The sequence below is a fragment of the Pseudomonas sp. 8 R 14 genome (assembly GCF_900005955.1).
GTDB lineage: Bacteria > Pseudomonadota > Gammaproteobacteria > Pseudomonadales > Pseudomonadaceae > Aquipseudomonas > Aquipseudomonas marginalis.
In genome coordinates, this window is sequence record NZ_CVTH01000039.1 from 59,586 (window position 1) to 83,251 (window position 23,666).

20 protein-coding genes are annotated in these 23,666 nt (G+C 60.1%); 6 read left to right on the forward strand and 14 right to left on the reverse strand.

Annotated elements, in window-relative coordinates:
- Positions 1–57 precede the first annotated feature (57 nt).
- The 6 genes from BFQ01_RS07830 to leuA all read left to right on the forward strand — a co-directional run bounded on the left by BFQ01_RS07830 (position 58) and on the right by leuA (position 9,627).
- On the forward strand, positions 58–948 hold the full coding sequence (locus tag BFQ01_RS07830) for a LysR family transcriptional regulator (RefSeq protein WP_065924856.1): 891 nt from the start codon (positions 58–60) through the stop codon (positions 946–948).
- A gap of 10 nt (positions 949–958) precedes the next feature.
- Entirely contained in the window at positions 959–2,338 is a 1,380-nt protein-coding gene (gene xseA / locus BFQ01_RS07835) for an exodeoxyribonuclease VII large subunit (RefSeq protein ID WP_065924857.1), read from the forward strand.
- A gap of 3 nt (positions 2,339–2,341) precedes the next feature.
- Positions 2,342–3,163, forward strand: a complete 822-nt coding sequence (locus BFQ01_RS07840; RefSeq protein WP_065924858.1) for a M23 family metallopeptidase — start codon at positions 2,342–2,344, stop codon at positions 3,161–3,163.
- A 494-nt stretch (positions 3,164–3,657) separates the two neighbouring features.
- Positions 3,658–6,411: a dermonecrotic toxin domain-containing protein gene (locus BFQ01_RS33285; RefSeq protein WP_065924859.1), complete on the forward strand. Its 2,754-nt coding sequence runs from the start codon at positions 3,658–3,660 to the stop codon at positions 6,409–6,411.
- A gap of 65 nt (positions 6,412–6,476) precedes the next feature.
- Positions 6,477–7,577, forward strand: a complete 1,101-nt coding sequence (locus tag BFQ01_RS07850) for a membrane-targeted effector domain-containing toxin (RefSeq protein ID WP_065924860.1) — start codon at positions 6,477–6,479, stop codon at positions 7,575–7,577.
- Positions 7,578–7,947: 370 nt separating this feature from the next.
- Positions 7,948–9,627, forward strand: a complete 1,680-nt coding sequence (leuA, locus tag BFQ01_RS07855; RefSeq protein WP_027605424.1) for a 2-isopropylmalate synthase — start codon at positions 7,948–7,950, stop codon at positions 9,625–9,627.
- 90 nt (positions 9,628–9,717) lie between these two features.
- On the opposite strand, the gene BFQ01_RS07860 is transcribed toward leuA, so the two are convergent.
- From BFQ01_RS07860 to hscA, 14 genes are all read right to left on the reverse strand, one after another.
- On the reverse strand, positions 9,718–10,509 hold the full coding sequence (locus BFQ01_RS07860; protein ID WP_065924861.1) for an amidohydrolase: 792 nt from the start codon (positions 10,507–10,509) through the stop codon (positions 9,718–9,720).
- Complete coding sequence (locus BFQ01_RS07865) at positions 10,497–11,645, reverse strand: pyridoxal phosphate-dependent aminotransferase (RefSeq protein ID WP_065924862.1); 1,149 nt, start codon at positions 11,643–11,645, stop codon at positions 10,497–10,499. Before BFQ01_RS07865 ends, BFQ01_RS07860 begins: the two co-directional genes overlap by 13 nt.
- 194 nt (positions 11,646–11,839) lie before the next feature.
- Positions 11,840–13,309: a ribosome biogenesis GTPase Der gene (gene der / locus BFQ01_RS07870; RefSeq protein ID WP_065924863.1), complete on the reverse strand. Its 1,470-nt coding sequence runs from the start codon at positions 13,307–13,309 to the stop codon at positions 11,840–11,842.
- 204 nt (positions 13,310–13,513) lie between these two features.
- On the reverse strand, positions 13,514–14,665 hold the full coding sequence (gene bamB / locus BFQ01_RS07875; RefSeq protein WP_065924864.1) for an outer membrane protein assembly factor BamB: 1,152 nt from the start codon (positions 14,663–14,665) through the stop codon (positions 13,514–13,516).
- Positions 14,658–15,299, reverse strand: coding sequence for a YfgM family protein (locus BFQ01_RS07880; RefSeq protein WP_027605420.1), 642 nt, complete (start codon positions 15,297–15,299; stop codon positions 14,658–14,660). Before BFQ01_RS07880 ends, bamB begins: the two co-directional genes overlap by 8 nt.
- Positions 15,300–15,340: 41 nt before the next feature.
- Positions 15,341–16,630: a histidine--tRNA ligase gene (gene hisS / locus BFQ01_RS07885; protein ID WP_065924865.1), complete on the reverse strand. Its 1,290-nt coding sequence runs from the start codon at positions 16,628–16,630 to the stop codon at positions 15,341–15,343.
- A 23-nt stretch (positions 16,631–16,653) separates the two neighbouring features.
- Positions 16,654–17,763 (reverse strand): flavodoxin-dependent (E)-4-hydroxy-3-methylbut-2-enyl-diphosphate synthase, encoded by a 1,110-nt coding sequence (ispG, locus tag BFQ01_RS07890; RefSeq protein WP_003175952.1) that lies wholly within the window; start codon positions 17,761–17,763, stop codon positions 16,654–16,656.
- Between the two features lie 2 nt (positions 17,764–17,765).
- Entirely contained in the window at positions 17,766–18,767 is a 1,002-nt protein-coding gene (locus BFQ01_RS07895; RefSeq protein ID WP_065924866.1) for a RodZ domain-containing protein, read from the reverse strand.
- Positions 18,767–19,525 (reverse strand): type IV pilus biogenesis/stability protein PilW, encoded by a 759-nt coding sequence (gene pilW, locus BFQ01_RS07900; protein WP_065924867.1) that lies wholly within the window; start codon positions 19,523–19,525, stop codon positions 18,767–18,769. Before pilW ends, BFQ01_RS07895 begins: the two co-directional genes overlap by 1 nt.
- A 12-nt stretch (positions 19,526–19,537) precedes the next feature.
- Complete coding sequence (rlmN, locus tag BFQ01_RS07905) at positions 19,538–20,686, reverse strand: 23S rRNA (adenine(2503)-C(2))-methyltransferase RlmN (protein ID WP_027605416.1); 1,149 nt, start codon at positions 20,684–20,686, stop codon at positions 19,538–19,540.
- Positions 20,687–20,715: 29 nt separating this feature from the next.
- Complete coding sequence (ndk, locus tag BFQ01_RS07910; protein WP_017846179.1) at positions 20,716–21,141, reverse strand: nucleoside-diphosphate kinase; 426 nt, start codon at positions 21,139–21,141, stop codon at positions 20,716–20,718.
- 91 nt (positions 21,142–21,232) lie between these two features.
- Positions 21,233–21,433: a Fe-S cluster assembly protein IscX gene (gene iscX, locus BFQ01_RS07915; RefSeq protein ID WP_065924868.1), complete on the reverse strand. Its 201-nt coding sequence runs from the start codon at positions 21,431–21,433 to the stop codon at positions 21,233–21,235.
- Between the two features lie 14 nt (positions 21,434–21,447).
- Entirely contained in the window at positions 21,448–21,789 is a 342-nt protein-coding gene (fdx, locus tag BFQ01_RS07920) for an ISC system 2Fe-2S type ferredoxin (protein ID WP_065924869.1), read from the reverse strand.
- A 3-nt stretch (positions 21,790–21,792) separates the two neighbouring features.
- Entirely contained in the window at positions 21,793–23,655 is a 1,863-nt protein-coding gene (hscA, locus tag BFQ01_RS07925) for a Fe-S protein assembly chaperone HscA (protein ID WP_065924870.1), read from the reverse strand.
- Positions 23,656–23,666: the final 11 nt, after the last annotated feature.

Genomic DNA, 23,666 nt, shown 5'->3' on the forward strand with positions numbered 1-23,666 from the left:
TAAGGGATGCGACTAATATCTTCAAAGCCCTCCACCCATCTCGAAAAGGCATGACGTGTGATCTCCACCCGCCAACTGCGTTACTTCGTCGAAATCGCCGACAGCGGCAGCTTCAGTGCCGCCGCCGAACGTTTGTTCGTGGCGCAATCGGCCCTGAGCCGGCAGATCAAGGAGCTGGAAAACCAACTGCGAACCCCGCTGTTCGAACGCACCGCGCGCCAGCCGCGGCTGACTGCCGCCGGTGAAGCCTTCTATCCACGGGCGCGCAACCTGCTGGGCGAATTGCTCAAGGCCAGCCAGATGGCGACCCAAGTGGGCAACGGCGAATTGGGCACACTGCGCCTCAGCCATTCGAGCACCGTGCCGATGAGCGGGCCTTTACTGCAAGGCATCGGCACCTGGCTGGAGCGCTGCCCTGGGGTGTCGATGGATATCGGCAAACTGTCCTCCGAAGCGCAGCTGGAAGAAATCGCCGACGGTCGCCTGGAAGTCGGGGTGCTGCGTTTACCCGTGCTGCGCCAGCGCGAAGGTGTACGGGTCATGCCTTTATACAGCGAACCCCTGCTGCTGGCCGTGCCTGCGAGTCATGCGCTGGCACGCAGCCAGGCGCCCATCGAACTGGAGCAACTGAAAGACCAGGCGTTTATCTCGATCCCCCATCCCCAGCGTGGCGGCCTGAGTTATCTGTCGGCCGAACTGTGCATGCGTGCGGGATTTTTCCCCAAGGCCGCGCGAGTGATGTCACGCAAAACCACCCAGTTGCAGTTGATCCAGGCCGGTTTCGGTATAGCCTTGCTGCCAAAGTCCATGCAGGACATCGCCCCCGCCAACGTGCACTTTTTGCCCCTGGCCGACCCGGACTGCCTGAGCACCGTCGCCCTGGCCTGCCAGCAGTCACCGAGCGCGTTGGTGGAGCAGTTCTGTCAAACCCTGCACGAATGCCTATAAACTGCCGTCCATGATTAAAGATCCCTTTGCCCGCTTGGGCCTGGACCGCGAAGTCCTGACTGTCAGCCAGCTCAACGGCCGCGCGCGGGTGTTGCTGGAAGACGTGTTCACCAATATCTGGGTCGAAGGCGAGATCTCCAACCTCGCCCGCCCGGCCTCCGGCCATGTGTACTTCACCCTCAAGGACAGTGGCGCCCAGGTGCGTTGTGCGCTGTTTCGCAATAACGCCGCGCGGGTCCGCCAGGCGTTGAAGGATGGCCTGGCGGTGAAGGTACGCGGCAAGGTCTCGCTGTTCGAGGGCCGTGGCGACTACCAGTTGATCCTCGATACCGTCGAACCCGCCGGGGATGGCGCGCTGCGCCTGGCCTTCGATGCCCTGAAGGAAAAACTCAGCGCCGAGGGCCTGTTCAGTGCCGAACGCAAGGTGCCGCTGCCCGCGCACCCGCGCCGCATCGGCATTATCAGTTCGCCCACCGGTGCGGTGATCCGCGACATCATCAGCGTGTTCCGTCGTCGCGCGCCCCAAGTGCAATTAACGTTGATCCCCACCGCCGTACAAGGCCGCGAAGCGATCCCGCAGATTGTGCGCGCGCTGAAGCTGGCGGATGCCCGTGGCTTTGACGCGCTGATCCTAGCCCGTGGCGGCGGTTCGCTGGAAGACCTCTGGTGCTTCAACGAAGAAGCCGTGGCGCGGGCAGTGGATGCTTGCGTGACGCCAATCGTCAGTGCCGTCGGCCATGAAACCGATGTGTCCATCAGCGATTTCGTTGCCGACGTACGCGCGCCCACACCTTCGGCGGCCGCTGAGTTGCTGGCCCCCGACGCCGGCAACCTGGTGCGCCAGGTCGAAAGCCTGCACCGCCGCCTGGTGATGCTGATGCGCAATCGCCTGACCCACGACCGCCTGCGCCTGGAAGGCATGGCCCGGCGCCTGCGGCACCCCGGCGAACGTCTGCGCCAGCAGGCCCAGCGCCTGGATGACCTGGATATGCGCCTGCGCCGCGCCTTCGAGCGCAGCCTCAATACCCGCCGCGAACGCCTGATCCGCCTGGAAACCCGCCTCGCCGGCCAGCATCCGGGGCGCCAGTTGGCCCTGCTGCGCCAGCGCCTGGACAGCCTTGCCGAACGCCTGCCCCGCGCCATGCGCGAAGGCCTCAAGGCGCGTCGCCTGCAACTGCAAAGCCAGGTGCAGACGTTGCACGTAGTCAGCCCGCTGGCAACCTTGGGCCGTGGCTACAGCATTTTGCTCGACGAGCGTGGCCAGGCCATCCGCAACGCCGCGCAGACCCACACCGGCCAGCGCCTCACCGCACGCCTCGGTGAAGGCCAATTGCAGGTGCGAGTGGAAGATAACCACCTGACCCCCGTCACCCTTTCGTTATTGGATTGATTGATGCCACGTTTCTTTAGTGTGTTGTTGCTGCTATGCCTCGCCGTTAACGCTCATGCCGATAGCTATATCAGCCGTACCTTGAACAAGCCGGTGCCCGGCGGCGTTGCGGTGGTTGAACTCGGCCCTTCGGCTACCGCGCCGAAAGCCACGTACCAGGGCAAACCCGTGCTGGTGGTGAAGGAGCAGGACAACTGGCTGGCGATTGTCGGCATCCCGCTGACGGTCAAGCCGGGCAACGAGCGCATCAGCAGCGGCGGGCGCAGCCTGCCGTTTATCGTCGGCTACAAGAAATACCCGGAACAGCGCATCACCCTGAAGAACAAAAGCCAGGTCAACCCCGACCCGGCGCAGCTCAAGCGCATCGAGGGCGAGTTGGCCGTGCAGCTCAAGGCCTATCGCAGTTTCAGCCCGAACCTGCCGAGCAACCTGGTGCTGGACAAACCGGTGAACGGGCCGCTGTCGAGCAAGTTTGGCGTACGCCGTTTCTTCAACGATGAAGAGCGCAATCCTCATTCGGGCCTGGACTTTGCCGTGCCGGCCGGTACACCGATCAAGACGCCGGCGAACGGTAAGGTGATTCTGACCGGCAACTACTTCTTCAATGGCAATACCGTGTTTGTCGACCACGGCCAGGGTTTTATCAGCATGTTCTGCCATATGTCGAAGATCGATGTAAAAGTCGGCGATCAACTGGTGCGCGGTACGGTGGTGGGCAAGGTCGGCTCGACGGGCCGTGCGACCGGGCCGCATATGCATTGGAATATCAGCCTCAATGACGCACGGGTCGATCCTGCGATATTTATCGGCGCCTTCCAGCCCTGATACGCGGCAGCGCATTCAGCCCGGTCTGGACGTTCAAACCCACGTATAGACCGGTCACTGACGACCGCCCTCTTTCAACAACCATGGCGCCGATTTCGACACAGTGCGTCGCCATTCCCGCCTATTTTCGAAGGAACCGTCATCGCTTGACTTGCCACCCACACATCGAATCCCAGGGAGGACAATTCGCTCACAAGGACACATAAAGCAAGTCTTGTGGAGTTTCCTTAATGCATATCTCTGACTTCAGGCCCGCGCAACCCCAAACCGTTATTCCACCTTCTCGCCCTGCATCATCTACGCCAACAGCCCAGAACGACAGCCCAGGCCCACAACCCGCCCCCGCCAGGTCTCGTTCGTCCATACGGGGACTCGCCAGCCTCTCCGCCCCTTACTCATCGGGCATAAACCCCGCCACTGCCATCCGCAGCCCTCTCTCGAATCACTTCAAGATCGGCGATCTGCAGCTACTGAATGAACAGTACTCCAGCCTCATGGACGAGATGGCCTCAGAGCAACGCCAGCGTCCTGATTTCAAAAACTTTTTGCAGACACGGCTGGCACAGGCGTTTCCTCAACTGAATCCCCTCGACCCGGACAAGGTTTCGTTCAATAGCTATACGTCAAACAACGGCGTAGAACAGTTGAAATCCTCCGAGCCGATAATGACTGCCTTGAGCCGTGCGATTCGGGAAATCTATGCCAACCCGAGCAAACAGCTATTCGAGACACCGGGGGTCAGGACCGAATTTGTGACCCGGCCAGCGCCCGATGAGGCAGTCAATGTCCTCCAGCCCACCGCCTCGCTGCACACCATCGCCAGGAGCATTGCCACCGAGTACGCTCAGACGCTTCGGGAATACTGGACCACGCCCCAGCTTTCAGCGAACTCGCCCTCGCCACAGGACCAACTGTTATGGGTCCACAAACAGCAACTGTCGACCTTGGCAGCCATCCGCAAGATGGACGGCACGCTGAGCCCGGCCAGCAAAGAGTTGATCGACAACGCGCTGCGCTACCCGTCTCTAGAGGAACGGGAAAGTAAACTGCCTGACGGATCAAGGCCCGGTGTGTACCCCATCACCATTGATGACGGCACAGTACAGGGTGCAGCCTTCGCCGGTGCGTTCATGATCACCAGCAAGGATGGCTCTTCAGCGTCCACCCCGACCTGGCCTGCCACCGGTCGGGAGATTAAGCTCAACGACCAGAATGGCCCCGTGGTGCTCTATACCCCCAGCGAAGGTTTCGAGGAATTCGCAACCCCGGCACTGTTACGCGAAGCATTGGCGCAACGGCTCGACAGCGGCGGGCCGGCCGCCGAGCTGTTGAGGCAAAGCCTGCCGCTTTCGCTGCAAAACCGCGCGTCGCCGCCTACGGGGGATGACTTGATGCTAGGCGTGGCCCCCCTGGCCGGGGATGTGCAGGCAGAGGGGATAAATTTGCTGCTCCAGCGCCAGGGCGCGGAAGTCGATGCGTTGATGGCCAGGACATTCACCCCGCAGCGGCCATCAAGCCCCACATCAACGCTGGGACCGACGCTCATGACGGCCCTGGATGATGCCGCTGACTGGTCGGCACAAGTCGACGGCAGCAACGCCATGCTTGCGCGTAACGAGAAATTGGCCGAGAAAGGCCAGCCGGGCTGGTTGAAAAACCTCAGCCCCGCTCAAGAATTGCTCTACAGCCACTTGGAAGGGAAAGCGACAAAGAGCGCTGAACAACTCGCCCCCCTGCTGGAAAACATTCCGTCCTTATCCAGCTTTGCCACGTCGCAAATGAATGAGGCGCTGAAACAGGCTTACCCCCAGGCCAATGTGGACGCCGATCAACTGATGGTTAAAGTAGTCACCAAGACGCGTTTCCACCTCGGTCGCTCCGGCATTCCACAACCCCCCTCCACTACCATCACCTATCTGTCACTGTCCGACCTGGCCCTGAAAAACCCAAGCCACTGGGAAATGGGCGAAAGCCACAAGCACACCGAAACCACCATGACCCTGGCGCTGCAAGACACCAAGGGCTCACCGGTTCCAGATGATCAGAGGCGGCCGATCACCCTCGATACACAACAACTCAAGCACCTGGTCTACACCGCAGATGTGGGTGGCGAATACACCAAGCTGCTGGAGACGCGCATGGCGCCGGATGCCGCATCGGGGCCGGCTGCTGATTTACACAAGGCGTGGAAAGCCAGCAATGCCGACTTGATGGTGAAAGAAGCCTTCCTGGCACAACTCAACCCCGGTGGGTTCCAAGCCGATGCCAGCACCGACAAGACCTTGAAGCGGGGCGTACAGTGGATCAACGCGGTTCTGGATCATCCGGATCCGGCCCAGCGTGCGAAGGTGGATGGACAAACGATTGTTGCCAACACCCTGCTCCAGCTGGGCCTACCGGTTCGCGGCGTGATGGTCATCGGCAATCAAACCGACGCTTCTGTGGTGCTCTACAGCCCCGGAGCCCCCGACGGACTGGCGTTCAGGGAACTGCCCAACCTGGACGCATTGACGACGCTGCTGGAGAAGAAAGAATGGCAGGCCTATACCCAGAGCAGAAAATCGCCAACGGAAAAGGACGATTTTCAGCAATCCGTGGACGCTGCGCGCCGAGTCGTCACCAGTGGGGGCACCGACCTTCTTGCAGCCGCCGAGGTTCTTGACAAAGGAAGAAAACGCCTCGCTGGTTCCATAACCCTAAAGCCGATGGAAACAGACATCCACGATGAATTGTTCACTCAACAGACGCGCTTGCTAATCGATAAAGCCGACTTCCAGTCAACCAGCAGCGCAGAAGTGAACGCCGAATCGACGCGTAACAAGATCATGTTTGGCGTGGAGGTGGGCAGCCTGTTTCTGGACTTCATACCAGTCATCGGCAAGGGCATTTCTACCGGGGTAAAGGTGGGCAGTCGGCTCGGCCGAGCGGCACTGAAAACCATCCAGGGCAATGCCCGGCACTTGCCAGGTGGACTGCTCACACGCGGCGGCCGGGTCAACCTTTTCGCCGACTTCACCGCGCTTGCATCAGGCCTGCCCCATGTGCCGAGCACGCCTTTGCGTCCGGTGTTTCGCGCGGCGGGAACGCCCGTNCCGCCGCTCCCGTCGCAAGGTCGCTGCTCACCCAGGGAACGCCCCCGCCCGGCGCGCCTGTCCCGCCTGCCGTCCCTTCGACCAGCGCGGGCATCAGGGCGTCCCAGGCAATCCCCAGCCCCGTCGCGCAATCCGTTACGCCACCGCGAGACCTGAGCGCCTATTCCGTCCCTGAAGACACGCTTAGAGGCGTCAGACCAGACGCCAATGGCATTTATCAAGTGGGAGAAAACTGTTACATCCGCTATACCGACAGCACCGGAATCAACCGCCCCTACCAGATTTATTCTGTGTTCAACGCCAGGCATGGGCGGGTCAGTATTATCGATCCCAAAGTGCCGTCGGATGCCCCCAGCATCTACAAGAATGTGGCGTTCATGGAATCAACCGGGACAGGGGAATGGCGCCTGAGTGAGTTGCCCGGCGCCAAGAGGCACAGAGGACGAACTTCACCACCGGGCGACGAATATATGGATCGCGTGCTCAGTGGCCAAGCGGCCAGAGACTTCGACGGGAACGCGGCCACCACCGGGCAACTGAGGCGTTGGTTCAGGCGTGACGTGCAGGACTTCTTTGCCCGCATGAGTGCGGGGCAACTGCCGGCACGGCCTGCCATTCCAGCCATCCCTGACAATGCGACGTCGGCCCAACTGATTAAATCGACCTTGGCGCCAGCCGATGTAAATGGCCTGGTCATAGGCGAACTTCACGACGAGCCAGGGGGCTACAAGTTCATCATTGAAAACATGGCGAACTTAAAAGCAAACGGAGTCACAACGATTTATCTCGAAAATGCCCCGTACTTCGAGGGCTCTCCAGTGTTCGGCGCCGGCGCCTATCAACCTCAGGATGCGAGATATGCCTATCCCCGCCCTTACGATTACTCAACCTATGCACCAAACAGTCCGACCCCGTATGACCTCATTCAGGAAGCCGACAAACACGGCATTAAGGTCATAGGGCTCGAGCATCCTTACCTCACAGCCCATAGCGATAACTTCGCGGCCAGGGCTGGTAACCAAGGCTACGTCCAAGAGCGCTTGTCAGACTTCAATTACTACGCGACAAAAATCATTGGGAAGACACCACCGGGGGAGAAATGGGTGGCGTTGGTTGGCAACGTGCACATGAATACGGCCGCCGGTGTTCCAGGGGTTGCCGAGTTGAACAAAGGGGTCGGAATCTCGATTATCGAGGCTCCCCAGGGCGCAAAAAGCTTGGCGATCCCCCCAGCCGCGAAAGACACTACCTCCCCAAGTTTCGCCGATTTACAACCGGATATTGAATTCAAGCAAAACGTTGATGATCTACGACTACCGTAGCAGGCAACCCAGGATGCCGTACCGGCGCTAACGTCGCCGTACGGCAACCGCCCATTGCGCACCCACGAAGATGAGCAAAATAAAAACCACAAAAAACCACAAAACAAACAATAAAAAACTACAAAAATGCGAAACCGTAGATTTTCTATCAATTTTTCTTGAGCGCTTGCCATCTCCTATCCCCCCCGGGTAGGGTTAAATCCATGAAAACCTCTCACACCCTCATCCAGCTTCGCCAGCACCGCAGCCTGTGCCTCGTCAGCGCACGACTGCCAGGCTGAATCGATCTGCCTCGTCTTTACGTTTTATCCCTAAAAACAGTTCTACGGCAGGCCGCCTTTTCTCGGCCCCTACAACAAAGGATTTCCCGATGAGCATGCTCAAAGACCCGTCTTCGAAGTACCGCGCGTTTCCGACCATCGATATCCCGGACCGCACCTGGCCTTCCAAAACCATCACCACCGCGCCGATCTGGTGCAGTTCCGACCTGCGTGATGGCAACCAGTCGCTGATCGAGCCGATGGACGCGGTGAAAAAGCTGCGCTTCTGGAAGACCCTGGTCGCGGTCGGCGTGAAGGAAATCGAGGCGTCGTTCCCTGCCGCATCGCAAACCGACTTCGACTTCGTGCGTACCCTGATCGAAGACAACCACATCCCCGAGGACACCACCATCCAGGTGCTGACCCAGGGCCGTGAAGACTTGATCGCACGCACCTTCGAATCCCTGCGCGGCGCCAAAAAGGCCATCGTGCACCTGTACAACGCCACATCGCCGTCGTTCCGCCGCATCGTGTTCAACCAGGACAAGGACGGCATCAAGGCCATCGCGGTCAACGCGGCCAAGCTGTTCGTCAAGTACGCCGCCCAGCAGCCGGAAACCCAGTGGACCTTCGAGTACTCGCCGGAGACTTTCAGCGCTACCGAACTGGAGTTCGCCAAGGAAGTCTGCGATGCCGTGATCGAGGTCTGGAACCCGACGCCTGAGCACAAGATGATCCTCAACCTGCCAGCCACCGTCGAGTGCGCGACGCCGAACATCTATGCCGACCAGATCGAGTGGTTCGGTCGCCATATCAACCGTCGCGACAGCGTGATCATCAGCCTGCACACCCACAACGACCGCGGCACCGGCGTAGCCGCCACCGAGCTGGGCCTGATGGCCGGCGCGGACCGTGTCGAGGGTTGCCTGTTCGGTAACGGCGAGCGTACCGGTAACGTCGACCTCGTCACCGTGGCCTTGAACATGTACACCCAGGGCCTCGACCCGCAGCTGGACTTCTCCGACATCGACGGCGTGCGTAAAGTCGTCGAGGAGTGCAACCAGATCCAGGTACACCCACGTCATCCGTACGTCGGCGATCTGGTGCACACCGCCTTCTCCGGTTCTCACCAGGACGCGATCCGCAAAGGCTTCTCCCAGCAGAAAGAGGATGCGCTGTGGGAAGTGCCGTACTTGCCGATCGATCCGGCCGATATCGGTCGCAGCTACGAGGCGGTGATTCGGGTGAACAGCCAGTCGGGCAAAGGCGGCATCGCCTACCTGCTGGAGCAGGAATACGACATCAGCTTGCCGCGCCGCATGCAGATCGAATTCAGCCAGGTGGTCCAGGCCGAAACCGACCGTGTGGGCCTGGAGATGACCGCACCGCAGATCTACGCGTTGCTGCAGCGTGAATACCTGCAAGCCAACACTCCGTACGCGCTGGTCAGCCATCGCCTGCAGGAAGAAAACGGCAACAGCTTTGTCGAAGTGGAAGTCTCGGGCAAGGGCCAGGGCGAAACCAACCTGCACTGGAAAGGCAAAGGCAACGGCGCACTGGAAGCCCTGGTAGCCGGCCTGCCGATTGGGGTGGAGATCATGGACTACAACGAACATGCCATCGGCGCGGGCACCAACGCCAAGGCCGCGGCCTATATCGAGCTGCGTGTGAACGGTGAACGCCCGGTGCATGGCGTGGGTATTGATGAAAACATCACCACGGCGAGCTTCAAGGCACTGTTCAGTGCGCTGAACCGCTCGTTGAGCCAGCAGGAAGCGAAAGCGGCGTAACCTTCGCCGTCATACAGAAGGCCCCTGGGTGAGAACCCAGGGGCCTTTTTTATTGAGTTTCAGATTTGGGTTGCCCCCGATAACGGCCTGTCAGACAAACTGAAAGCTATCGGCATCCAGGTTCGCCGGAAACCTGGTGCGGTACGCCGCCAGTTCAGCCGCGTCCAGGCACACCTGGAACACCCCGTTCGCCTCCCCCGCACTCAGCAGGCTCTCACCCTGGAAATCCAGCACCTGGCTATCACCGGTGTAGGCAAAGCCCTTGCCGTCGGTGCCCACTCGATTCACCGCCGCTACGTAGCACAGGTTCTCGATAGCCCGCGCCGGCAACAAGCGGTTCCAATGCTGGCGCCGCGCCCCCGGCCAATTGGCGGTGTACAGCAGCAAGTCAGTGTCCTGGGCATCCCGACTCCACACCGGGAAGCGCAGGTCGTAGCAAATCAGCGGCCGAACACGCCAGCCTTTTAATTCGAACTGCACCTGGCGCTCGCCGGGGGTGTAGTGATTGTGTTCACCGGCCATACGAAACAGATGACGCTTGTCGTAGTGCAACACCTCGCCATCCGGCCGCGCCCACAACAGGCGGTTGCGGTGGCTGCCATCAGCGGCCTGGATGATCACGCTGCCGGTGATCACGGCGTTGTACTTCGCAGCCTGGGCCTGGAGCCACTGATGGGTCGGGCCGTTTTCCGGCTCGGCGAGGGTTTGCGACGCCATGGAGAAACCGGTGGTGAACATTTCCGGCAGCACGATCAGGTCGGCACCGCGGGCCTGCTCCAGCAGCCCCTCGAAATGCTCGAGGTTGGCCTGGCGGTCGTGCCAGGCCAGGGTGGTTTGGACCAGGGCGATATTCAAGTCAGGCAATGCCGTCAGATCACGCATAGTTTTTCAGCCGCTTGTCGCAGCGTCTCCTCGCGCTTGGCAAAACACAGGCGCACCAGGCGCTGGCCTTGCGGTGGGCTCTGGTAGAACACCGAGACCGGGATGGTCGCCACGCCATGCTCGCGGGTCATCCACAGGGACATGGCGACGTCATCCAGGTCCGGGCGTATTTGTGAGTAATCGACCAACTGGAAGTAGGTACCGGCCACCCGGCTAAAGCTGAAACGCGACGGTGCCAGCAGGTCGCAGAACAGGTCGCGCTTGGCCTGGTAGAACCCCGGCAGTTCATCGACGTGCTCCGGGTGTTCGGCCATGAAATCGGCCAACGCGAACTGCAACGGGGTCACGCCACAGAAATTGACGTATTGATGCACCTTGCGCAGTTCGGCCGTCAGGGCCGGTGGCGCGACCACGTAGCCGGTTTTCCAGCCGGTGACGTGGTAGGTCTTGCCGAAGGAGCTGACCACGAACGCTCGCGGGTACAGCTCTTCATGGGCCAGCACGCTGACGTGGGGCACGCCGTCGAATACCAGGTGTTCGTAGACCTCGTCGCTGACCAGGTAGATATCGCGGTCGCGGATCAGTTCGGCCAACTGGTCCAGCTCGGCGCGGCTGATCAGCGCGCCGGTTGGGTTGTGCGGAGTATTGAGGATGATCATGCGCGTACGTGGCGACAGCGCGGCCTTGATCCTCTCGAAGTCCAATGCAAAGCCTTGCAGGCTCAGTTGCACATGCACGCAGCGGCCACCGGCCAGTTCGACTGAGGGCTCATAGCTGTCGTAGCAGGGGTCGAACACAATGACCTCATCGCCAGTGCGAATCACCGCCTGGATCGCGCAGAAGATCGCGGCGGTGGCGCCAGGGGTGATGGTCACTTCACTGTCGGCATTCACCGTGGCGCCATAGCTGCGGGCGATCTTGGCCGCCACTTGCTGGCGCAAGGCCGGCAGGCCGGTCATCGGTGAATATTGGTTGTGCCCGCTGGCGACATGTTTGCCCACGGCATCGAGCAAAGCCTGAGGCCCATTGAAGTCGGGAAACCCCTGGGACAGGTTGAGCGCGCCGGTTTCGGCAGCGAGTTGCGACATGGTAGTGAAAATAGTCGTGCCGACATTTGGCAGCTTGCTGGTGATCATGGGAGCCCCCTTCGGGTGAGCTGCAAGTTTTAAGCTGCAAGCTGCAAGCAGGTCAAGGGGCAAACCGCCAGGCACAAAAAAGGGCTCATTCAGAGCCCTTTTTTGTGCCTGGCGGTTTGAGCTACAAGCTGTAAGCTTCAAGCCGCAAGCAAACCCGCTTTAGCTTGCAGCTTGTAGCTTACAACTTGCAGCTGCTACTTTTTATCCCTGCGCTTCTTGTCAGCCTTCTTGTGGTGAGTCATCAAACGACGCTTCTTGTTCACCTGCCGGTCAGTCAATGTGTTCTTGTTGCCTTCGTACGGGTTCTCGCCACCCTTGAACTCGATACGGATCGGCGTACCGACCAGTTTCAGGACACGGCGGTAGGTGTTTTCCAGGTAACGCACGTAGGACTTGGGCACCTTCTCGATCTGGTTACCGTGGATCACGATAATCGGCGGGTTGGCACCACCCAAGTGGGCGTAACGCAGTTTGATCCGGCGGTTGTTGACCATCGGCGGTGCGTGCTCGCCAACGGCGTCTTCGAGGATCTGGGTCAGACGGTTGGTCGGCCAACGGGTAACGGCGGACTTGAACGAGTTCTGTACGGAAGCGTAGAGGTTACCCACACCCGTGCCGTGCAGGGCCGAGATAAAGTGGATATCGGCGAACTCGACGAAGAACAGGCGGCGCTGCAGCTCGATCTTGACGAAATCGCGCTCGCTCGGCGTCATGCCGTCCCACTTGTTGATCGCGATGACCAGGGCACGACCGGCTTCGAGGGCAAAACCCAGCAGGTTGAGGTCGTGGTCCACCACGCCTTCGCGGGCGTCCATCACGAAGATCACCACGTTGGCGTCTTTGATCGCCTGCAGGGTTTTCACCACGGAGAACTTTTCAACTTCCTCGTGGATCTTGCCGCGTTTGCGCACACCGGCGGTGTCGATCAGCGTGTACTTCTCGTCGTTACGCTCGAACGGGATGTAGATGCTGTCGCGGGTGGTGCCGGGCTGGTCGTAGACGATTACCCGGTCTTCACCGAGCATGCGGTTGACCAGGGTCGACTTGCCCACGTTCGGGCGACCGATGATCGCAATCTTGATACCGTCTTTTTCGCTTGGGCCAGGAATGCGCTTGGCTTCCTCGCCTTCGGCAACGATCTCTTCTTCGCCTTCTTCTTCCTCGGCGTCATCCTTAGGGAAGTCGCGCAGGGCGACTTCCAGCATCTGGGTGATGCCGCGACCGTGGGCACCGGCGACCGGGATCGCGTCGCCAAGCCCCATCGGGCTGAATTCGGCACGGGCCGCCTCAGGATCGATGTTGTCGATCTTGTTGGCGACCAGATAGGAACGCTTGTTGCGCTTGCGCAGGTGCTCGCCAATCATCTGGTCGGCAGCGGTGTAGCCCGCGCGGGCGTCCACCAGGAACAACACGACATCGGCTTCTTCAATGGCCAGCAGGGACTGCTCGGCCATCTTTTCGTCCATGCCATGCTCATCACCGGAGATACCACCGGTGTCGACAATAATGTAGGAGCGCCCTTGCCACTTTGCCTCACCGTATTGGCGATCACGGGTCAGACCGGACAAGTCGCCGACAATGGCGTCACGAGTCCTGGTCAGGCGGTTGAACAAGGTGGACTTGCCGACGTTAGGTCGGCCCACCAGGGCGATTACGGGAACCATGCGGCTCTCCACTTCGTTATTTCAGAAAATACAAAAGCCGCTGCAAGGCAGCGGCTGGTGCTCGACTGTAGGAGCGAGCTTGCTCGCGAAAAACGCAATGGCACCGCGTTTATTCAGACAGCACGCGTTATCGTTAACGATTTTCGCGAGCAAGCTCGCTCCTACAGGTGAAGCTGCTTGAGGGGTTACCCCCAAGCATAGTTCTTACTTGATGGTCAGGGCTTCCAGCTTGCCGCTGTTGCCAAACACATAAAGCATGTTGCCCACCACCAGCGGACGAGCACGCAGACCGTCGCTGTCGATACGCTCACGACCTACAAAACGACCATCCACCTGGCTCAGCAGGTGCAGGTAGCCTTCGAAGTCGCCGACCGCTACATAGCTGGAGAACACTTCCGGAGCCGACAGTTGACGACGGGCCAGGGAGTCATTGCTCCACAGTGCAGTGGTGGAACGCTCGTCGACACTTTCAACGGTGCCGGACGCCAGGCTTACGTAGACGCTGCCAAACCCTTGGGCGACACCCGCATAACTGGAAGCATCGCGCTGCCAGTTGACACGGCCGCTCTGCAGGTCCAGCGCGGCAACGCGGCCTTGATAAGTGGCGACGTAGAGGGTTTCGCCCGACAGCAGCAAGCCACCGTCGATGTCCACTACGCGATCCAGCTCGGAACGACCTTGGGGGATGGCCACACGGGTTTCCCAGGCAGGCACGCCGTTCCTGGTGTCCAGGGCGACTACTTTACCGGTCGACAGGCCTGCAACGGCCAGATTGTTGGTCACAACCGGACCACTGGTACCGCGCAAGGTCAGCACCGCCGGGGTGCTGTCGTACAACCAACGCTGTTCGCCGGTGCTGGCGTCCAGGCCGATCACACGGTCATCCTGGGTTTGCACCACGACGATATCGCCGTTGGTGGCAGGCGGTGCGAGGACTTCACTGGTCACGCGAGCGCGCCATTTCTCTTCACCGGTGCTGGAGTCCAGCGCCACGACTTCGCCCTTGAGCGTGCCGAGCATGACCATGCCGTAACCCACGCCTACGGCGCCGGACACCGGCAATTCAAGGTCTTTCTTCCACTTCACGTCGCCGTTCATGCGATCCATGGAGATCACCACGCCGGTTACGTCAGCGGCCACAATGTTGTCACCGTCGATTGCCGGCACCAGCATATTGTAGGTCTCGCCCTGGCCGTCACCGATGGAGCGGCTCCATTGCTTTTGCAGGACGACTTCTTCCTTGAAGCTGGTCAGCTCGGCCGGAGGCAGTTCTTTTTTACTGTTGCTGCTGCAACCCGCGGCCAGAACGGCCAGAGCCAGCAATGCTGCATGTTTCCAACGGATCACGTCATGCATCCCCTTTGGCCAGGTCGTCCAGCTTGATTTGTAAGCCACCGACTGCCGCTTCATCAGACAGCGCCGCCTTGGCTTTCTTGTACGCAGCATTGGCTTCGTCGGTACGACCCAATTGGACCAACAGGTCGCCCTTGAGCTCTTCGCGAGTGGCTACAAATGCCTTGTCCGCATCGCCGTCGAGCAGTTTGAGTGCTTCGTCAGCCTTGTTCTGTGCCGCCAATACCTGGGCCAGGCGCTGACGCGCGATTTCACCCAGGGTCGGGTTGGTCGGCTTGTCGGCGATGGCCTTGAGTTCTGCGGCGGCGTCATCCAGCTTGCCGGTATCGACCGCGACTTTCGCGACGAACAGGCTGCCGTATTGGGCGTAGGTGCTGCCGCCGAATTCGTTCTTCAGCTTGCCGGCCAGGTCTGCAACCTGCGCGGGGTCGGGCTTGCCGTCCGGCGTCAGTGTAGTTTCCAGCAATTGCTGATAAACGATCGAGGCGCCCTGGGACTGGTTGGCCTGATACTTTGTCCAGGCTTGCCAGCCGAACACCACCACTAAAGCCAGCAGACCGCCAGTAACCAGGGGCTTGCCGTTACGCTGCCACCAGTCCTTGAACTCGGCCAACTGCTCATCATCAGTACTCGACACCCCAATACTCCTTAATCGCTAAATTCGGCTGTTCGACAGCTTCAACCCTGCACGACGCAGGTGGCCAAGTGCGCAGCGAGCGCATCAAAGGCAATGTTCTGTTGCTCGCCCTGGCCACGCAGGGGTTTGAAACCTATCACTTGCTGGGCCAGCTCGTCATCGCCCAGGATCAGTGCGTACAGTGCACCGCTCTTGTCGGCCTTCTTGAACTGGCTCTTGAAGCTGCCTGCGCCGGCATTGACCTGAAGGCGCAGGTTTGGCAACTGGTCACGTACTTTTTCGCTCAGGGCCAGGGCGGCCAGTTCGGCGGCCTCGCCAAAGGCACACAGGTACACGTCCACCTGACGGGAGATTTCTTCCGGAACCTTCTCCAGGGTTTCCAGCAGCAGGATCAGCCGCTCGATCCCCATGGCGAAGCCCACGCCGGTGGTCGGCTTGCCGCCCATCTGCTCGACCAGCCCGTCGTAACGGCCACCCGCACACACGGTGCCCTGGGCGCCGAGCTTGTCGGTGACCCACTCGAACACGGTCTTGCTGTAGTAATCGAGGCCACGCACCAGCTTGGTATTGATCACGAACGGAATGCCGGCCGCGTCCAGACGAGCCTTGAGGCCTTCGAAGTGAATGCGGGATTCGTCGTCCAGGTAATCGGCCATTTTCGGCGCATTGACCAGCACGGCCTGGGTGTCGGCGTTCTTGGTATCGAGGACGCGCAACGGGTTGGTCTTCAGACGACGCTGGCTGTCTTCATCCAACTTGTCCAGGTGGGCGGACAGGTACTCGACCAGGGCCACTTTATAGCGGCCGCGGGATTCACTGGTGCCCAGGCTGTTGAGCTCAAGCTTGACCGCGTCGCGGATGCCCAGCAGGCCCCATAGGCGCCACGTCAGCACGATCAGCTCCGCGTCGATGTCCGGGCCGTCGATGTTGAATACTTCCAGGCCGATCTGATGAAACTGGCGATAACGGCCTTTCTGTGGACGTTCGTGACGGAACATCGGGCCGATGTACCACAGTTTCTGCGGCTGGCCAGCACCGGTGAGGCCATGCTCAAGCACGGCGCGCACGCACGCGGCAGTACCTTCCGGACGCAAGGTCAGGGAGTCGCCGTTACGGTCTTCAAAGGTGTACATCTCTTTTTCGACGATGTCGGTCACTTCACCGATGGAGCGTTTGAACAGCTCGGTGAACTCGACGATCGGCATGCGGATCTGCTTGTAACCGTAGTTATCCAGCAGGCGCGCGACAGTACCCTCGAGGTAGCGCCACAACGGCGTTTGCTCCGGCAGGATGTCGTTCATGCCACGAATGGCTTGCAGAGACTTGCTCACATCAAATCCTTAAATTCGTTCAATCAGCCGCGAGCGATCAGCGCTGCGTCAGCCGCGACCTTTTCGGCCGCTTTCTCGCGGATCAGCTTTTCCAGCTCATCCACCAGATTGTCATTCGTTAACTTCTGCGACGGCTTACCGTCGATGTAAATCAGGTTCGGTGTACCGCCGGTCAAGCCCACATGGGCTTCCTTGGCTTCACCCGGGCCGTTGACCACACAACCGATCACTGCAACATCCAGCGGCACCAGCAGGTCTTCGAGGCGCAACTCCAGGTCGTTCATGGTTTTCACCACGTCGAAGTTCTGCCGCGAGCAACTCGGGCAGGCAATGAAGTTGATGCCGCGTGAACGCAAACGCAGGGATTTGAGAATGTCGTAGCCGACTTTCACTTCCTCTACCGGGTCTGCCGCCAACGAGATGCGGATAGTATCGCCAATCCCTTCGGCGAGCAGCATACCGAGACCCACCGCAGATTTCACTGTGCCTGAGCGCAAACCGCCGGCTTCGGTGATGCCCAAGTGCAGCGGCTGCACGATTTCCTTGGCCAGCAGGCGGTAGGCTTCCACCGCCATGAACACGTCGGAGGCCTTTACGCTGACCTTGAAGTCCTGGAAGTTCAGGCGTTCGAGGTGTTCAACATGACGCAGTGCAGACTCGACCAGCGCTGCCGGGGTCGGCTCGCCGTACTTCTTTTGCAGGTCTTTTTCCAGGGAACCGGCGTTGACGCCGATGCGGATCGGGATCCCGCGATCACGGGCAGCGTCCACCACAGCGCGCACACGGTCTTCACGACCGATGTTGCCCGGGTTGATGCGCAGGCAATCGACACCCAACTCGGCCACACGCAAGGCGATCTTGTAGTCGAAGTGAATGTCGGCAACCAGCGGCACCTTGACCAGCTGCTTGATGCGACCGAAAGCCTCGGCAGCGTCCATGTCCGGGACGGATACCCGAACGATGTCTACACCGGCCGCTTCCAGGCGATTGATCTGGGCAACGGTAGCGGCAACGTCATTGGTGTCGCTGTTGGTCATGCTCTGTACCGCGATGGGGGCGTCGCCACCCACCGGCACCGAGCCGACCCAGATCTTGCGCGATACGCGACGTTTGATTGGAGATTCGCCGTGCATGACTATTGTCCCAACTTCAGGCGAGCGGTCTCGCCAGTGGTGAACGGCGCTACGTCTACAGGCTGGCCGTTGTAGGCCACTTGCGCGCCACGGGCGAAGCCCAGACGCAGCGTCAAAGGAGGCTTGCCGCCCAGGTCGAGCGTATCGCCCTTACGCTTGAGACCACTGACCAGCACTTTGCCGTTGCCATCGGTGACTTGCGTCCAGCAGTCAGCGACGAAGGTAATTTGTACACGCCCGTCACCGGCGATCAACGCAGGGGTGGTGGGTGGTGAAATCGCAGGGGCTGCCGGAGCGGTTGGCGCCGTAGTCGCTGGCGCCGGGACCGGAGCAGCCGGTGTATGAGCCTGGGCAACCGGAGCCGCGGGGGTATGGGCTGGCGTGGCCGGTGTCACTGGGGCCGGTACGGCAGCGGTCGGGGCACTTTCCGGTTCGGACGGCTCAGCGGTGGCCGGGGTTTCGGGGGCAGCCTGGCCTTGGGCAACGGCCTGGTCTTCCGGCTCATCCAGCGGATGAATCTGGGTGGTGCCGTCGGCGCTCTCGACTTCGACGTGCTCCATGGCGTTGCTGGTCAGGTCTTTACTGCGCTGGGACGTCTGGTCTTGCCACCAGACGAAACCGCCGCCGATCACGGCGATCAGCAACAACAGGCTGACAATCCGCAGGATTGTGTGGGAAACCCGCACCGGCTCTTCGATGCGACCCAGGCCATGCACATTGCTGCCCTGGGAGTCGGTGCCGGTGAACTGGTCGAATTCCTGGACCAACACGGCCTGGTCGATGCCCAGCAACTTGGCGTAGGCGCGGATATAACCACGGGCGAAGGTATGCCCAGGCAGCTTGTCGAATGCGCCGGCCTCAAGGTTGCCCAGGGAGGTGGTGGTCAAATTGAGCTTGAGGGCCACTTCCGCCAGCGACCAACCATTGCTTTCGCGGGCCTGACGCAAGGTGTCGCCTGGGTTTACGCGATTAGCTGCTACAACTTCCGGGTGCGCCGCTTTCATCATTGCTCCGACAGGTATTGCTGATATTCCGGCGTACCGGGATAGAGTCGTTCGAGTTGCTGGCCAAAACGTGCGGCCGTGTCGTGTTCTTCATGAACCGTCGCCAGGCGCACGCCGAGCAATAGACTACGTGCATTTTGCCCGCTGAGCAGGCTAAAACGCTCGTAATAGTCACGTGCCGGCACATAATGCCTGTCTTCGTAGGACAACTCAGCCATTTCGAGCAGCGCTCGTGGCTGATGGCCATTCAAGTGCAGGGCTTTTTCCAGCTGCTGGCGTGCGCTGTCGCGCTGGCCGAGGCGCATCGAGGTCACCCCAAGGTTCTCGAACACCCGCGCGCGCTCAGGATAGAGGGTATCGGTACTGGCTTGCTGGAAATAAAGGGCGGCCTGGTCATAACGCTTTTGCTTGAACAGGAAACTGCCGTAATTGTTCAGCAGTTTCGGATCGGCAGGCCGTGCGGCCAGGGCTTTATTGAAGTACCGGTCAGCCAGTTCAGGCTCGGCCTGGGCCTGGAACACCAGGGCCAGCGCAGCGTTGGCGTCAGCATCGTCGCTGTCCAGTTCAAGGGCTTTTTTCAACGGCACCTTGGCCTGCTCGCTCATGCCTTGGCGCAGGTAACCCAACCCCAGTTGCACATAGGCAACCCGCGCCTCGTCACGGCCCTTGCCGGTTTGCAAAGGGCTGTCATGGCCCGATGAAACACAACCGGCGGCGAGGCCGGTAACCAGCAGAAGCAGCGCAAGGCGCAAGGGCATAGAGATCCTCTCTCAGATTCGATTCACAGCAATTTGCGGCAGATCGTCGGCGGCGTTCAATTCACGCACGGCGATATAGCGCTCGCTGCGGCGGGTGCGGTCCATCACCTGCCCGACCAATTGACCACAGGCGGCGTCGATGTCTTCACCACGGGTGGTGCGCACGGTGACGTTGTAGCCGGCCTGGTGCAGTTGATCCTGGAAACGGCGAATGGCGTTGTTGCTTGGTCGCTCGTAACCAGAATGTGGAAACGGGTTAAACGGAATCAGGTTGATCTTGCACGGGGTGTTCTTGAGCAGTTCAATCATCTCGACCGCGTGTTCGACCTTGTCGTTAACATCCTTGAGCATGGTGTACTCAATGGTCAGCACACGTTTTTCGCCCAAGGTCGCCATATAACGCTGGCAGGATTCGAGCAGCATCTTAAGCGGATACTTCTTGTTGATCGGCACCAATTGGTTACGCAATGCGTCATTGGGTGCGTGCAGCGACAACGCCAGGGAGACGTCGATGTGCTTGGCCAGCTCATCGATCATCGGGACCACGCCGGAGGTCGACAGGGTCACACGGCGCTTGGAGATGCCGTAGCCCAGGTCGTCCATCATCAGGTGCATGGCTGCGATGACGTTGTCGAAGTTCAGCAGCGGCTCACCCATGCCCATCATCACCACGTTGGTGATGGCACGGTCGACGGTCGCCGGGACGCTGCCAAAGGATTTGTTGGCAATCCACACCTGGCCGATCACTTCGGCGGCAGTGAGGTTGCTATTGAAGCCTTGCTTGCCGGTGGAGCAGAAACTGCAGTCCAGGGCACAGCCTGCCTGGGACGAAACGCACAAGGTACCGCGCTTGCCCTGGGGAATGTACACGGTCTCGACGCAGCTGCCGGACGCTACGCGCACCACCCACTTACGGGTGCCGTCGCTGGAGATGTCCTCGCTGACCACTTCGGGGCCACGTACTTCAGCAATAGCCTTGAGCTTGTCGCGCAGGGCCTTGCTGACGTTCGTCATGGCGTCGAAATCGTCGACGCCAAAGTGGTGAATCCATTTCATTACCTGACCGGCACGGAAACGCTTCTCCCCGATTGAGTCGAAGAATTTTTCCATTTCCTGTTGAGTCAGACCCAGCAGGTTGGTTTTTACAGTCGATGTCGTCATGGATTCACCCTCACTCTTTAAGCCGATGCTTAGCGAGTGGTTACTTCGGTAGCTGCGAAGAAGTACGAGATTTCGCGAGCAGCAGCGGCTTCGGAGTCCGAACCGTGAACAGCGTTGGCGTCGATGGAGTCAGCGAAGTCAGCACGAATGGTGCCGGCAGCGGCTTCTTTAGGGTTGGTAGCGCCCATCAGCTCACGGTTCAGAGCGATGGCGTTTTCGCCTTCCAGAACCTGAACAACAACAGGACCGGAGATCATGAAGGCAACCAGGTCGCCGAAGAAGCCACGAGCGCTGTGCTCAGCGTAGAAGCCTTCAGCTTCAGCCTTGGACAGTTGCTTGAGTTTCGAAGCTACAACCTTCAGGCCGGCTTTTTCGAAACGAGTGGTGATCTCGCCGATGACGTTTTTTGCAACAGCGTCAGGCTTGATGATGGAGAAAGTACGTTGAACAGCCATGGTGTAACTCCAGAAACGGTAATTTACGAAAAATTAAACCCGCGAATTATACGCGGGTTCTTGGGTATTGCCTAACTGCGTAAGGGAGGCGTCAGTCCTGCTCTTCTTTCCAGGCAGTCTGGATAGCTTCCAGGACCTTTTCGCCACCGCGATCGCGCTCATCATCAAAGCCTGGCAAGGCCATGACCATGTCACGCAAAGCAACAAAATTCAGGGAATAGGGATCCGTATCCGGGTTGCCGTCGGCCAACAGGATAGCGATCTCTTGCACATCAACCCATTTAAGACTCATGACACCTCCTTGAATCAGTGCGGCGCTTCGGCCGCATGGTTGAGCGAATATTTCGGAATTTCGACGGTGATGTCTTCAGTCCCGACCTTTGCCTGACAGCTTAGGCGAGAAGTGGCTTCCAGGCCCCAGGCGCGATCAAGAAAATCCTCTTCCAGCTCATCGGCCTCTTCCAGGCTACTGAAGCCTTCGCGAATGATGCAGTGGCAGGTGGTGCAGGCGCACACACCACCACAGGCACTTTCGATCTCGATGTGGTTGTCATGGGCAACTTCGAGGATGGACTTGCCGGTCTCAGCCTCAACAACCATACCGTCCGGGCAATGCTCGGCGTGTGGCAGAAAAATGACCTGCGGCATTAATTATTCCTCGATTTCATTCAGGTTGCGCCCGGCCAGTGCGGCTTTTACCGTCTGATCCATGCGGCGGGCAGCAAAGGCGTCAGTGACCTGCGACAAGCGCTTGGTCTGCTGCTCGATGGCGTAACCATCGTTGCCTTTCATCAGTTCGGCCAGCTCCTGCATCTGCAGGTCGATGACCATGCGCTCTTCGGCATCCAGCAAACGCTCGCCGTCGGCATCAAGGGCGCCCTGCACCGCTTCAAGCAGGCGCTGGGCATCCACTTGTTGCTCGCGCAGTACACGCGCGACCTTGTCGTCACCGGCGTATTGGAACGAATCCTTGAGCATCTTGGCGATTTCACCGTCAGTCAGGCCGTAGGACGGCTTGACCTGGATGCTGGCCTCCACGCCGGACGCCAGCTCGCGCGCGGCGACGCTGAGCAGGCCGTCGGCGTCGACCTGGAAGGTCACGCGAATCTTCGCCGCACCCGCGACCATGGCCGGGATGCCGCGCAATTCAAAGCGCGCCAGGGAGCGGCAGTCACTGATAAGCTCGCGCTCGCCTTGCAGCACATGAATCATCATCGCCGTCTGACCATCTTTATAGGTCGTGAAGTCCTGGGCGCGAGCGACGGGGATGGTGGTGTTCCGTGGAATCACCTTCTCCATCAGCCCGCCCATGGTCTCCAGCCCCAGGGACAGCGGGATCACGTCAAGCAGCAGCAGTTCGCCGCCATCGCGCTTATTGCCGGCCAGGGTATCGGCCTGGATGGCGGCGCCGATGGCGACCACCTGGTCCGGGTCGATTTCCGTCAGCGGCTGGCGACCAAAGGCTTCGGCCACGGCTTCGCGAACCCTTGGCACACGGGTTGAACCGCCGACCATGACCACGGCACCGACGTCTTCCAACTCGATACCGGAGTCACGCACGGCACGACGGCAGGCTTTCAGGCTGCGGGCGATCATCGGTTCGATCAGCGAATCAAAGGCTTCGCGAGTCAGCTTGGCGCACCAACTGCCGTAGGAAACGTCAATAGAAGTAGCGTCAGTCAGCGCCTCCTTGGCGGCACAGGCCGTTTGCAGCAAGTTACGCTGCTCGCCCGGATCCAGGTCAGCGGACAAGCCGGCGCTGCTGATGATCCAACCCGCGATGGCGTGGTCGAAGTCATCGCCACCCAGCGCTGTATCGCCACCGGTAGCCAGTACTTCGAACACGCCGCCAGTCAGGCGCAGGATCGAAATATCAAAAGTGCCACCACCCAGGTCGTAAATAGCGACCAGGCCTTCGGCATGCTGGTCCAGGCCATAGGCCACGGCCGCAGCAGTCGGCTCGTTGAGCAGGCGCAACACGCTCAGGCCGGCGAGTTTCGCCGCGTCCTTTGTGGCCTGGCGCTGGGCATCATCGAAATACGCCGGGACGGTGATCACCGCACCGACCAGTTCGCCACCCAGCGTGGTTTCCGCGCGCTGGCGCAGCACCTTGAGGATATCCGCCGACACTTCCACCGGGCTTTTCGGGCCCTGGACCGTGTCGATGAACGGCATATGGGATTCACCACCGACAAAGCGGTACGGCAGCTGGTCGCCCAATTGCTTGACGTCGGACAGGCCACGACCCATCAAGCGCTTGACCGACAGCACGGTGTTCAAAGGATCGGTAGACGCCGCCAACTTGGCCGACTCACCGACTTCGGTGCGATCAGCGTGATAGCGCACGGCGGACGGCAGGATCACCTGGCCGTCAGCGTCGGGCAGCGGCTCGGACAGGCCGCTGCGCAAGGCAGCAACCAGGGAATTGGTGGTACCCAGGTCAATCCCCACCGCCAAGCGACGCTGGTGCGGTTGAGGGCTTTGGCCGGGTTCGGCGATTTGCAGTAGAGCCATGGTAATCAGGT

Excerpts from the sequence above, each read along its gene's own strand:
- iscX (WP_065924868.1), bottom strand. The coding sequence starts at position 21,433 with ATGAGTCTTAAATGGGTTGATGTGCAAGAGATCGCTATCCTGTTGGCC.
- leuA (WP_027605424.1), top strand. The coding sequence starts at position 7,948 with ATGAGCATGCTCAAAGACCCGTCTTCGAAGTACCGCGCGTTTCCGACC.
- BFQ01_RS07860 (WP_065924861.1), bottom strand. The coding sequence starts at position 10,509 with ATGCGTGATCTGACGGCATTGCCTGACTTGAATATCGCCCTGGTCCAA.
- hscA (WP_065924870.1), bottom strand. The coding sequence starts at position 23,655 with ATGGCTCTACTGCAAATCGCCGAACCCGGCCAAAGCCCTCAACCGCAC.
- pilW (WP_065924867.1), bottom strand. The coding sequence starts at position 19,525 with ATGCCCTTGCGCCTTGCGCTGCTTCTGCTGGTTACCGGCCTCGCCGCC.
- ndk (WP_017846179.1), bottom strand. The coding sequence starts at position 21,141 with ATGGCTGTTCAACGTACTTTCTCCATCATCAAGCCTGACGCTGTTGCA.
- fdx (WP_065924869.1), bottom strand. The coding sequence starts at position 21,789 with ATGCCGCAGGTCATTTTTCTGCCACACGCCGAGCATTGCCCGGACGGT.
- xseA (WP_065924857.1), top strand. The coding sequence starts at position 959 with ATGATTAAAGATCCCTTTGCCCGCTTGGGCCTGGACCGCGAAGTCCTG.
- rlmN (WP_027605416.1), bottom strand. The coding sequence starts at position 20,686 with ATGACGACATCGACTGTAAAAACCAACCTGCTGGGTCTGACTCAACAG.
- BFQ01_RS07895 (WP_065924866.1), bottom strand. The coding sequence starts at position 18,767 with ATGAAAGCGGCGCACCCGGAAGTTGTAGCAGCTAATCGCGTAAACCCA.
- bamB (WP_065924864.1), bottom strand. The coding sequence starts at position 14,665 with ATGCATGACGTGATCCGTTGGAAACATGCAGCATTGCTGGCTCTGGCC.
- BFQ01_RS07840 (WP_065924858.1), top strand. The coding sequence starts at position 2,342 with ATGCCACGTTTCTTTAGTGTGTTGTTGCTGCTATGCCTCGCCGTTAAC.
- der (WP_065924863.1), bottom strand. The coding sequence starts at position 13,309 with ATGGTTCCCGTAATCGCCCTGGTGGGCCGACCTAACGTCGGCAAGTCC.
- BFQ01_RS07865 (WP_065924862.1), bottom strand. The coding sequence starts at position 11,645 with ATGATCACCAGCAAGCTGCCAAATGTCGGCACGACTATTTTCACTACC.
- ispG (WP_003175952.1), bottom strand. The coding sequence starts at position 17,763 with ATGCACGGCGAATCTCCAATCAAACGTCGCGTATCGCGCAAGATCTGG.